At 62.0% G+C, this 10,704-nt stretch carries 10 protein-coding genes; 4 read left to right on the forward strand and 6 right to left on the reverse strand.

Features of this window, described 5'->3' with window-relative positions; all coding sequences use genetic code 11:
• Positions 1-546: 546 nt before the first annotated feature.
• The 4 genes from ABW043_RS14370 to ABW043_RS14385 all read right to left on the reverse strand — a co-directional run bounded on the left by ABW043_RS14370 (position 547) and on the right by ABW043_RS14385 (position 4,611).
• Positions 547-1,356, reverse strand: coding sequence for an ABC transporter permease subunit (locus ABW043_RS14370; RefSeq protein WP_353921893.1), 810 nt, complete (start codon positions 1,354-1,356; stop codon positions 547-549).
• Position 1,357: 1 nt separating this feature from the next.
• Complete coding sequence (locus ABW043_RS14375) at positions 1,358-2,212, reverse strand: ABC transporter permease subunit (protein ID WP_295414424.1); 855 nt, start codon at positions 2,210-2,212, stop codon at positions 1,358-1,360.
• Between the two features lie 95 nt (positions 2,213-2,307).
• Entirely contained in the window at positions 2,308-3,462 is a 1,155-nt protein-coding gene (locus ABW043_RS14380) for an ABC transporter ATP-binding protein (RefSeq protein WP_353921894.1), read from the reverse strand.
• Between the two features lie 57 nt (positions 3,463-3,519).
• Positions 3,520-4,611 carry a polyamine ABC transporter substrate-binding protein gene (locus ABW043_RS14385; protein ID WP_353921895.1) on the reverse strand — a complete coding sequence of 364 codons (1,092 nt, stop codon included), beginning with the start codon at positions 4,609-4,611 and terminating at the stop codon, positions 3,520-3,522.
• 423 nt (positions 4,612-5,034) lie between these two features.
• Between ABW043_RS14385 and ABW043_RS14390 the strand changes: the two genes are divergently transcribed.
• The 3 genes from ABW043_RS14390 to ABW043_RS14400 all read left to right on the forward strand — a co-directional run bounded on the left by ABW043_RS14390 (position 5,035) and on the right by ABW043_RS14400 (position 7,420).
• Positions 5,035-5,982 (forward strand): pseudouridine-5'-phosphate glycosidase, encoded by a 948-nt coding sequence (locus ABW043_RS14390; protein WP_353921896.1) that lies wholly within the window; start codon positions 5,035-5,037, stop codon positions 5,980-5,982.
• A complete protein-coding gene (locus ABW043_RS14395) occupies positions 5,979-6,863 on the forward strand; it encodes a carbohydrate kinase family protein (RefSeq protein WP_353921897.1) in 885 nt (294 codons plus the stop codon). Before ABW043_RS14390 ends, ABW043_RS14395 begins: the two co-directional genes overlap by 4 nt.
• Before the next feature lie 65 nt (positions 6,864-6,928).
• Complete coding sequence (locus ABW043_RS14400; protein WP_353921898.1) at positions 6,929-7,420, forward strand: hypothetical protein; 492 nt, start codon at positions 6,929-6,931, stop codon at positions 7,418-7,420.
• Positions 7,421-7,476: 56 nt separating this feature from the next.
• Here the strand turns inward: ABW043_RS14400 and ABW043_RS14405 are convergent, their stop codons facing one another.
• Positions 7,477-8,286 carry a siderophore-interacting protein gene (locus ABW043_RS14405; protein WP_353921899.1) on the reverse strand — a complete coding sequence of 270 codons (810 nt, stop codon included), beginning with the start codon at positions 8,284-8,286 and terminating at the stop codon, positions 7,477-7,479.
• Between the two features lie 120 nt (positions 8,287-8,406).
• On the opposite strand from ABW043_RS14405, the gene ABW043_RS14410 reads away from it, so the two are divergent.
• A complete protein-coding gene (locus tag ABW043_RS14410; protein WP_353921900.1) occupies positions 8,407-9,378 on the forward strand; it encodes a zinc-binding dehydrogenase in 972 nt (323 codons plus the stop codon).
• A 16-nt stretch (positions 9,379-9,394) separates the two neighbouring features.
• On the opposite strand, the gene ABW043_RS14415 is transcribed toward ABW043_RS14410, so the two are convergent.
• Positions 9,395-10,702 (reverse strand): NAD(P)H-dependent oxidoreductase, encoded by a 1,308-nt coding sequence (locus tag ABW043_RS14415; RefSeq protein WP_353921901.1) that lies wholly within the window; start codon positions 10,700-10,702, stop codon positions 9,395-9,397.
• Positions 10,703-10,704 lie beyond the last annotated feature (2 nt).

Here is a 10,704-nt window from a genome sequence, read left to right on the forward strand (position 1 = left end):
ATAGGCCTCAAGGGCCTAGGAGGTTGGTGCTAGCAGAGATCACTCCCCGACATCACCTTCAATCCCAGACCTGCTTCGAGTACCGAATTCTCAAAAGACACTGGATCACCTCCTTAAAGTTGGTTGAACATGAGGGGAGCCTGCGCCCGTTTGCCGGACCTGTCCAGTCACAAAATCTTCACGCTGCAACAGCGTGGACTTGTCCATCTTATCCCCGTGGGGGCGATGGCATGTCATCATGCTCCCCATTCCTGCCGACAACACGCGGTACCGACGAAGTGCCGGGCAGGGAGACGGGCTGCTTGAGGTCGCTCAGGCGGATGCGTGGATGCCGACCACCGGCCATGTGGGGAGAAAGAGGAGAGAGGGCGAAGACCCGCCTCGATTATCCAGCCGCAGACCCCAAAAGGGGGCCGCTCGAGGCATGCGCAAGAAATCCCGATCGTGCGAAGCGGCTTTCGCCTCTTCTATTTTTACACTTTTCGGGGCGAAAGCCGCTTTTCACCGTGCGCCCCAGGGGCGTGCGGCTATCGGTTCTGGGCGGCTTTATGCCTTGGCCTTTTTGGGCTTTGAGCGCAGTTGAATGATGGTGGCGATGAGCACGCCCGTTGCCACGAGACCGATGATGATGGTCGCCAGCGCATTGACGTCAGGCGACACGCCGAGACGCACTTTCGAGAAGATTACCATGGGCAGCGTCGAGGAGCCCGGCCCGGAAACGAAACTGGCGATGACGAGATCGTCGAGCGAAAGCGTGAAACCAAGCAGCCAGCCCGAGACCAGAGCCGGGGCGATGATCGGCAGGGTGATGTCAAAAAAGGTGCGGACGGGGCTCGCGCCAAGGTCCATCGCCGCTTCTTCGAGGCTCCGATCGAAGTCGGAGAGGCGGGACTGCACCACGACGCAGACATAGGCGGTGCAGAAGGTCGAATGCGCGATAACGATGGTCAGCATGCCGCGGCCCTGCGGCCAGCCCAGAAACCCTTCCATGGCAACAAAGAGTAGCAGCAGCGAGAGGCCGGTGATCACGTCGGGCATGACCAGCGGGGCCGAAACCATGCCCGAAAACAGCGTGCGGCCCTTGAAGCGCCGGAAGCGCACCAGGGCCACGGCCGCGAGCGTTCCCAGAACGAGGGCGATGGTCGCGGCAATGGCGGCGATCTGCAGGCTTAGCCAGGCGGCCTTGAGCATCTGCGGGTCGCGGAACAGTTCGCCATACCACTTGGTCGAAAAGCCCGACCAGACAGTGACGAGACGGCTCTCGTTGAAAGAGAAGATGACGAGCGAAACGATGGGCGCGTAAAGGAACGAGAAACCCAGGGTTGCCGCGATGGGAAGGAACCAGCCACGGCGCATCTTATCTCTCCACCACGGCGCTCTGGGCGCGCTGCAACAGCATGATCGGGACCACGACGGCCAGCAGCATGGCGACCGCCACGGCGGCGGCACGCGGCCAATTCGCGGCGGTGAAGAATTCGTCCCAGAGCACGCGGCCGATCATCAGGGTTTCGGGACCACCAAGGAGCGACGGAATAACGTATTCGCCGATGGCCGGAATGAAGACCAGCATGGAGCCGGCAATGATGCCGGGCAGGGAGAGCGGCAGCGTCACCGAGAGGAAGGTGCGCAGCGGACGGGCGCCGAGATCGGCCGACGCTTCAAACAGCGAGACGTCGAGTTTCACCAGCGTCGTATAGAGCGGCAGGATCATGAAGGGCAGGTAGGTGTAGACGATGCCGACATAGACGGCGAAATCGGTCTGCATCATCACCAGCGGCTCGATGCCGAAGAGACCCAGAAACTGGTTGATGACGCCATTGCCGCGCATGAACCCGGTCAGCGCATAAACGCGCAACAGGAACGAGGTGAAGAACGGCAGGATCACCAGCATAAGCAAGATATTCCGCCAGCGATCGGGAGCCCGGGCAATGGCATAGGCCATTGGGTAGCCGACAAAGAGCGTGATCACCGTCGAGATGAAGGCGATGCGGATCGAGGAGAGATAGGCCGCGATATAGAGATTGTCGGTGAAGAGGCGAATGTAATTGTTGAGGTGAAGGGTGAGCTGCACCGTGCCCTCCTCGGTGGTCAGGAGCGGCGAATAGGGCGGGCGGCCAAACTGCTTGGTTGCAAGCGAAATGCCGAAGACCACAGCCAGCGGAATGAGGAAGAAGACGAGGAGCCACAGGACAGGGGCGGCCAGCACCAGCATGCGGCCCGAAATGCCGACCTTGGCAAGACCACGCTCGACCGCGTTCCAGGGTTTCAATCGCCGTGGCGGCGGAATGGTAGGGGTATGGGTGGCGGTCATACTGTCAGCACCGAGCCGGAGCTGTCGCTCCAGGTGATGTAGACCTTCTCGTCCCAGGTGATGGCATCGGGATTGCCGCGCACCGAATTGGTCTGGCTGACACGGATGCGTTTGCCGCTCTCGAGAGCCACCTGATAGAGGGAGATATCCCCGAGGTAGGCGATCTCTTCTACAATGCCCGACGTGACATTGGCATCATGGGGGGGGACGGGTTTTTCGCGGCTCAGCGACATTTTTTCGGGGCGAATGGCCCACCAGAGGAGCTGTTCGGGCGCGCAATCGACGCCGTGGCCGACATAGATGTCGCAGCCCAGTTCGTTCGAGCGGATGCGCACATGGCCTGGCTCATCCTCGGTGACCACGCCCTCAACCATATTGGCCGAGCCGATGAAGCCGGCGACGAAGCGCGAATTGGGGAATTCGTAGATGTCGGTGGGCTCGCCCACCATGGCGATTTCACCAAGGTTCATGACCCCGATCCGGGTGGCGAGCGTCATCGCCTCTTCCTGGTCGTGGGTCACCACGATGAAGGTGACGCCCAGGCTCTCCTGGATTTTCACCAGTTCGAACTGGGTTTCCTCGCGCAGCTTTTTGTCGAGCGCGCCGAGCGGTTCATCGAGGAGCAGGAGTTTTGGACGTTTTGCCAAAGCACGGGCAAGGGCGACGCGCTGGCGCTGACCACCGGAAAGCTGGTGCGGCTTGCGGCGGCCATAGTCCTGCAGCTTGACAAGGCTCAGGAGTTCGGCGACGCGATCAGTGATCTCGCCCTTGGGGAGATTGTCGCGCTTGAGGCCATAGGCAATGTTCTGCTCGACAGACATATGCGGGAAGAGCGCATAGGACTGGAACATCATGTTGACCGGACGATTATAGGGCGGGACTTCGGTCATGTCCTGGCCATCGATCTCGATGGTGCCCGAGGTCGGCTGTTCGAAGCCGGCCAGCATGCGCAGCAGGGTCGACTTGCCCGAACCCGAACCGCCGAGGAGGCAGAAGAGTTCGGACTTGTAGATGTCGAGCGAAACATCGTGCACGGCCAGCACGTCGCCGAACTTCTTCGTCACGTTCTTGATGCGCACGAACGGCTTGTTGTTGCTCGTATCGCGCCAAGGACGCGTATCGATGGCGAGCTGTGTCGACTTCTTGGCCATGACGGACCCTACCGAAAGGATGAAGGGGCGACTGAAATCAGCCGCCCCTGGAAGAGATTACTGGCCGGTTTTGATGCGGGTCCAGGTGCGGGTCAAGACCTCTTCGAATTCAGGCGAGTGCGCCTTCATGACAAATGCCTTGGCGATGGTTTCGGCCGGCGGATAGATGCCCGGGTTCGACTTGACCTCGTCGGCGACGAATTCGAGCGCCGGCAGGTTGGGGTTGGCGTAGAACACGTAATTGGTGATCGCGGCCACGACTTCGGGCTTGAGGATGTAGTCGATGAACTTGTGGGCGTTTTCCGGATGCGGGGCATCGATCGGGATCGCCAGGAAGTCAAACAGCGTCGCAGCGCCTTCCTTGGGGATCAGGTAGGTGACTTCATTGCCCTGGCCGGCCTGCGCGGCGGCGTCGGCAGCGATGAAGATGTCGCCGGAATAGCCCAGCGCCAGGCAGATTTCGCCATTGCCGAGATCGTCGATGTACTGGCTCGAATGGTAGTAGCGGATCGAGGACTTGACCGAGTTCAGCAGTTCCTCGGCCTTGGCGAGGTCCTCTTCGCTTTCCGAGTTCGGATCAAGGCCCAGATAGTGGAGCGCGATGCCTACGACTTCGGAGGGGCTGTCGAGCACGGCAACGCCGCAACCGGCGAGCTTGGAGACGACTTCGGGCTTGAACAGCAGATCCCAGCTCTCAAGATCGGCATCGGGGCCGAGCGCTTCGGTGACCTTGGCGACGTTGTAGCCGAGCCCGATCGTGTTGATCATATAGGGCACGCCGTGGGCGTTGTCGGGGTCTTGGCTGGCGGCCGTTGCCATCACGGCCGGGTCAAGATTACCGAGATTGGTCAGCTTGGACTTGTCGAGCGGCAGGATCAGGCCGGCAAGAATCTGACGTTCGAGGAAATTGCCCGAGGGAACGACGATGTCATAGCCGGAATTGCCGGCGAGGAGTTTCGCGTCGACGATCTCGTTATTGTCATAGACGTCGTAATTGACCTTGATGCCGGTCTCCGCCTCGAAATTGGCGATGGTGTCTTCGGCAATATAGTCGGACCAATTATAGACGTTGAGGACCGGTTCCTCCTGCGCCAAGGCGGGGCTTGCGGCCATGAGGGCGCCAAAGGCGAGGGCGAGCGTCTTGTTCATAACGGGAAAGCTCCAAGTAAAAATCGGGGGGCATTGACCCTCTTGGGGAGGCAGATTGGACGGCAGGCTTTGCGGCAAGCCGCGCTCAGGCCAGGGCACTCATCTTTGAGTGCCCGGCGCAGAATTGGCGTATATTTGGGAACACGTCTCTAGGGGACGCCGAAGGGCGCCCGGGACTGTCGCTGTGATCGGCCCGGAGATGGGCTGATATCGAGGCGCGACACGCGCGCCATCAACAAAAGACCTGTTCAGCGAAGTGCCCTTTCCCTCTCCGACCAAGGCAAACTAAAGCCATTTTTTCGGAGCCACAAGACTGACAAACAGAAGTTTTTGCAGGGGTTGACCCCAGAACTGCCCGGGCGCAAAAGCGCTGGCAACAGGGGCAGTGCTTATGCGCCCACGAACAGTTCCAAAGAGGCACGGATGAGCGGCAAGGCCTATCTTTCAGTATCGGCAGACGTGAAAGCGGCGCTGGCCGCCGGCAAGGCCGTGGTGGCGCTTGAATCCACCATCATCACCCATGGCATGCCCTATCCGCAGAACCTCGAAATGGCCAAGGAAGTCGAGGATGTGGTCCGGGCGACCGGCGCCGTCCCGGCAACCATCGCCATCATGGATGGACGGCTGTGCGTGGGTCTTGCGGGTGAAGACCTCGAGCGTCTTGCCATCGAGGGGCACAAGGCGGCCAAGGCAAGCCGCCGTGACGTCGCAGCGCTCCTTGCGAGCGGCACCACGGCCGGAACGACGGTTGCAACGACAATGCAGATCGCCGCGCTTGCCGGCATCAAGGTCTTTGCGACCGGCGGCATTGGCGGTGTGCATCGCGGCGCCGAGGACAGTTTTGATATTTCGGCGGATCTCGAAGAACTGGGCAAGACGCCGGTTACGGTCGTCTGCGCAGGCGCCAAGTCGATCCTCGACATTGCCAAGACCCTCGAAGTGCTTGAGACCAATGGCGTACCGGTCCTCGGTTTCGGTACCGACCACTTCCCCGCCTTCTGGGCGCGCGAAAGCGGCTTCAGCGTCGATCACCGCTTTGACGATGCCGAAAGCGTTGCCAAGATGCTCGCCATTCAGTCCGATCTCGAAATGGGCGGCGTGCTGATCGCCAACCCGATCCCAGAAGCCGATGCCTGGGAAGCCGGTGCTATCGAAGGCTTTATCACCCAAGCTCTGGCCGACGCCGACGCTAAAGGGGTGAAAGGCAAGGCAATGACGCCCTTCCTGCTGCAACGCATCTTCGAACTGACCGACGGCAAGTCGCTCGTCTCCAATATCGCGCTCGTGAAGAACAATGCGCTTGTTGCCGGCCAGATCGCCGTGGCCCTAGCGCATCTTCATGCCGGCAAGGCACCCGTTCGCCGCGCATGAACAGAAAAGTCCTCGTCGTCGGCGACGTGATGACCGACGTCATCGTCAAGCCCGAAGGGCCGATCGTGTTCGGCTCTGATCGCCGGGCGGCGATCGAAAGCCGGCCCGGCGGCTCGGGCGCCAACCAGGCCGTCTGGCTTGGCGCGGCCGGTGCCGAGGTGGTGTTTGCGGCAAGGGTCGGGCTCGTCGACAAGGCGAGCCATGAGGGGCATTTCCGCCTCCGCGGCGTGACACCGGTGCTGGCGGGCGATGCGCAGCTCGGCTCGGGCGTGCTGGTGACCATTCTCGATCCGAGTGGGGAGCGGAGTTTCCTCACCGATCGCGGCGCCAATCTCAATCTTTGCGCCGAAGACCTGCCCGATGGCCTCCTCGATGGTACGGGCCTGGTGCTGGTCTCGGGCTACAGCTTCTTTGCGACGGGGCCGCGGGCGGCCGTGCAGTCGCTGCTGGGACGGGCACGCAAGCGGAACATTCCGATTGCCATCGACCCAGCCTCGATCGGCTTTCTCGACGAAGTGGGGCCGCGCACCTTCCTTGGCTGGGTCGGTGACGCCGACTGGCTCTTTGCCAATGAGAGCGAGGCGGAAATGCTGGCGGGGACGGCAGATTTCGACGAGCAGATGCGGGTGCTCGGCGCGCAGTTCAAGCAAGTCGTGATCAAGCGCGGTCGGTTCGGCGCGGCTCTGGGCGGACGTGATGGCGTTGCCATCAGCCGGCCGGCGCCGGTCGTAAACGTCGTCGATTCCACCGGGGCCGGGGATGCCTTCGCGGCGGGCTTCATTGCAAGCCTCACCGCTGGTCTTCCGGTTGATGAGTGCCTCGAGCGCGGTATCGAGAACGGGGCGCGCGCCGTGCAATTTGTGGGTGGCCAGCCGAAATAATCACGCTGCCGTTATTTCTCCATGAAGCTCAGTACCTTGTGAGGAAACGAACCTTGGGAATGGCGATGTTCAAGAAAACACTGGTGGCCGGACTACTCCTTGCAATCGGGGTGCAGCAGGCGGCGGCGGATGGCAAGATCTTCGTCCAATTGCCCGATCTCAGCATCTACACAGACTATCAGGCCGAGGAATTTCTTGGACGCGTGGTGCTGGCCAATGTCGTGTCGAGCAATTGCACGGGCTATGAAGTCACCGATGAAGAATGGTCTCTGCTGACCGATTCCGCCGATTTGCTGGCCTATGGCCAACTCAAGCTCACGACGGACGAATACGATACGCTGTTCTCCAAGCCCGCCTTCGAAGCGCTCGATGAAGCTGGAACATGTAACCGCGAAGGACCCGATGTCGAGCGGGTGCTGGGCGAACTTGTCGAGCTCGGTGGCTCGCGCGAAGCGCTTCCCGATCAGGAGGCCGCCTATGAAGAATGGCGTGCGCTGACGGATCGCTTGCAGGCCGAGGCCAATGCGCCGGCGACACGCAAGACGAAAACCAAGTAATCTTCTGCAGCCGGCCCTCCATCGGGTCGGCCGCATGAACTTAAGTGAAGCTGGGCTCAGTGCGGCTCGTGGGCGTCGGCGGTGCCGGTCAGCCAATAGCCGGCGGCCTTCACCCATTCGGAATTGAAACCGCGCTCTTCGGTCAGATGCTGGCGGAGCGATTTGCTCATGCCGCTCTCGCCCGCGATATAGGCATAGGCGTCGCCCTTGGGCAGGTCGAGCGTCTTGACCTTGTCGAGCAGCAGCGCCGTCGAGCCGGCCGCGGCGCCATTGCGATGCACATAGATGAGGTCGAGATCGGCTCTCGTCTCAAAAGTCTGTTCTTCTGCGGCGGAGTCGACTTCGACCACGGCGACGACAACAGCGCCTTCGGGCAGTTCCTCGATGCGGCGGCCGATTGCGGGAAGGGCGGTTTCGTCGCCGACCAGCAGATACCAATCATAGGTGGTGGGGACGACCATGGAGCCGCGCGGGCCGCCAATGACGAGGGTCTTGCCCGGGGCAGCGGCTGCCGCCCAGCTTGAAGCAGGGCCATCGCCGTGGAGGACGAAATCGAGTTCGATCCAGCCTTCGGCGGCGTCCCAGTAGCGGGGCGTGTAGTCGCGCATTTCGGGACGGGTGCCGGGTTCGAACTCGGCGCCATTGGGGCCGATGACGGGAAGAAGCGGGGTCACGCCTTCTGGGAAGAAGAAGGCCTTGATGTGATCGGCATGGCCGGGGGAGACGAAGCCTTCCATGTCGCCGATAAGACGAATCCGGCGCATGAGCGGGGTGATGTCGGTAACGGCGGTGACGGTCAGCAGACGCAGTTTCGTGTCGTGGCGAACGCGCTGCGGTGCGCGGGGATCGAGGGCTTCGGTCGACATGGTTTTAATCCTGAATAATTCAGTCAGCAATTATTTCATGTGGTTTGAGATGGCAAGCGGGGGTTGAACACCATCGTGCGACGCATATCTTTGCAGCATAGCAATTTACAGGAGCCGGCCATGAAGACCGCCATCTATTCCGAATTCGGCACGCCGGAAAAAGTTCTGAGGACCGAGGACGTAGAGCGCCCGCAGCCCGGACCCGGCGAGGTGCTGGTCAAGATGGTACTGTCACCAGTGCACAATCACGACCTGATGACGATTGCGGGCCAGTACGGCTTCAAGCCGGCCTTGCCGGCCGTGCCGGGCACGGAAGCCGTGGGCGTGGTCGAAGCGCTGGGTGAGGGCGTTACCCATCTTAAAATTGGCCAGCGCGTTGCCGGTGGCGGAGAAAAGACCTGGGCCGAGTACTATGTCGGTGCAGCCGCGCGGCTCGTGCCCGTGCCGGACAGTGTCAGCGACGAGACCGCCTGCCAGCTCGTTTCGATGCCGCTCTCGTCCAAGATGCTGCTTGATACGCTCGAGGTGAGCGCAGGCGACTGGATCGCGATCAATGCGGCCAATGGCGCAGTGGGCAAGCTGCTTACTCAATACGCAGCCGAAAAGGGCGTCAGGGTACTGGGTCTGGTTCGGCGCGACGCGGCAGTCGATGAAATGGCGGCGCTCGGTTTCAAGGATGTTGTTGCGACCGAAAGCGACGGCTGGCAGGAAAAGGTCCGCGCGATCACCGGTGGCGCGCCGATCCTGCGCGGCATCGAGTCCCTTGGTGGCGATGGCGCAGCGCAGCTCTCGGGCATTCTGGCCGACGGCGCGCAGTTGATCAGCTTTGGCGCCATGACAGGGCGGCCGCTTAAGATTTCAGCCGGGGAACTGCTGTTCCGTAATATTTCGGTCAAGGGCTTCTGGGGCGCAAAGCCACCGGTGAAACCCGAGCGCATCGGCGAGCTGCTGGGTGAACTGGTCCGCGATGCCGCTGCCGGCAAGCTGGTTCTCGATATCGAGGCGGCCTATCCGATCAGTGAAGTCGCAGAAGCCGTGCGGGCCAGCGGCGAGCCCGGGCGAAAGGGCAAGATCGCGATCAAGGGGAGCTAAGGCTCCCCAAGCCCTGCTACGAGACGTAGCCCAGCATCCGATCCTGTTCGCGCCGGAGCGCGAACAGCCGCGTTGATGTGTCGGGCTGACTGTTGGCCGCGGTAAGAAGCGCGCCCTTGGCGATCGGCGCCGTGACCTTGCCACCTTCGAGGAGGCCAACGGGCACTGCCCCGGCGGCGCGTGCCTCGTCGGCCCTCATGGCATAAGAGCGGTAGCAGGTCTCTCCGATGGCATCGAGCGCTTCGCCGGGCAGCAGGTCGCGCTTGGCGACGGCGCAGACTTCGGCGACGGGGCGGGGCAGTGGCACCATGTCGGGTCTGCCGGTGAGCATGATGCGGGCGCAGGTCAGCGGGACCTCAAGGCTCGTCAGGTGATAGGGGCGGAAGAAGGCATAGTAGGGCCCGTGACCGATATGAAGATCGTCCATGCGCTCGATGATGCGCGGATGTTCTGCCTTGACGATAACGAAGACGCCGGGGGCAACGCCTTTGCCGATGGTGAAATCGACGACGCCCGAGGAATTGAGAATCCCGCCGTCGGCCTTGGGAATAAGAACCTTGGCCATGTCGTCGCGGTCGGCCTTGGGCCCGTGCATGCCGGGGATATCGGGCATGAGGCCGGTGGCATTGGCGATGGCGGTCATTTCGACGGCGGTCTTGGAGCCATCGACGAATTCGACCAGCATGCGCGGGTTCATGTTCCGGCGCGTCGCTTCCTCGCGATAATCATCGGGGACGGCGTCGTGCTTGAGCGGATTGTTCTTGCCCTTGCCGGCCGCAACGACATCAAGGCCAAGCGCGGTAACGAATTCGATCAGTTCCATGCAGGACGAGGGCTCGTCGCCGGCACCGACGGAATAGACGACGCCGAGGCGGTCGGCCTGGGCCTTCAGATAGGGTCCGATGGTGACGTCAGCCTCGACATTCATCATCACCAGATGCTTGCCATGTTCCATGGCGGTGAGGGAGAAATCGGCGGCAACGCCGGGCTTGCCGGTGGCGTCGATCACCACGTCGATATTGGGCGTCGTGACGAGGGTCTCGGCCGACGTGACAGCGATCTTGCCCTGTTCGATGGCGGCGGTAGCGGCAGCGGGAGAATCAACCACCCGGCCGTGACTGTCGTCGCCATAGGCGATGGTCATGGCGGCAAGCGCGGTATGGGGCCGGCGGGTGGCGATCGCCGCCATCTCGACGCCCTTCATCAGGCTCATCTGGGTGACGAGATCGGTACCCATCTCGCCTGAGCCGATAACGCCGACGCGAATGGGCTTTCCGGCATCGGCGCGGGCGGCAAGGTCACGGGCGAGCCCGGTCAGGGCGATCT

The organism is Devosia sp. (assembly GCF_040509215.1).
Lineage (GTDB): Bacteria > Pseudomonadota > Alphaproteobacteria > Rhizobiales > Devosiaceae > Devosia.

Bases quoted from the DNA above. Each gene is read 5' to 3' on its own strand.
- ABW043_RS14380 (WP_353921894.1), bottom strand. From the start codon at position 3,462: ATGGCCAAGAAGTCGACACAGCTCGCCATCGATACGCGTCCTTGGCGC.
- ABW043_RS14390 (WP_353921896.1), top strand. From the start codon at position 5,035: ATGAGCGGCAAGGCCTATCTTTCAGTATCGGCAGACGTGAAAGCGGCG.
- ABW043_RS14410 (WP_353921900.1), top strand. From the start codon at position 8,407: ATGAAGACCGCCATCTATTCCGAATTCGGCACGCCGGAAAAAGTTCTG.
- ABW043_RS14405 (WP_353921899.1), bottom strand. From the start codon at position 8,286: ATGTCGACCGAAGCCCTCGATCCCCGCGCACCGCAGCGCGTTCGCCAC.
- ABW043_RS14395 (WP_353921897.1), top strand. From the start codon at position 5,979: ATGAACAGAAAAGTCCTCGTCGTCGGCGACGTGATGACCGACGTCATC.
- ABW043_RS14400 (WP_353921898.1), top strand. From the start codon at position 6,929: ATGTTCAAGAAAACACTGGTGGCCGGACTACTCCTTGCAATCGGGGTG.
- ABW043_RS14370 (WP_353921893.1), bottom strand. From the start codon at position 1,356: ATGCGCCGTGGCTGGTTCCTTCCCATCGCGGCAACCCTGGGTTTCTCG.
- ABW043_RS14375 (WP_295414424.1), bottom strand. From the start codon at position 2,212: ATGCTGGTGCTGGCCGCCCCTGTCCTGTGGCTCCTCGTCTTCTTCCTC.
- ABW043_RS14385 (WP_353921895.1), bottom strand. From the start codon at position 4,611: ATGAACAAGACGCTCGCCCTCGCCTTTGGCGCCCTCATGGCCGCAAGC.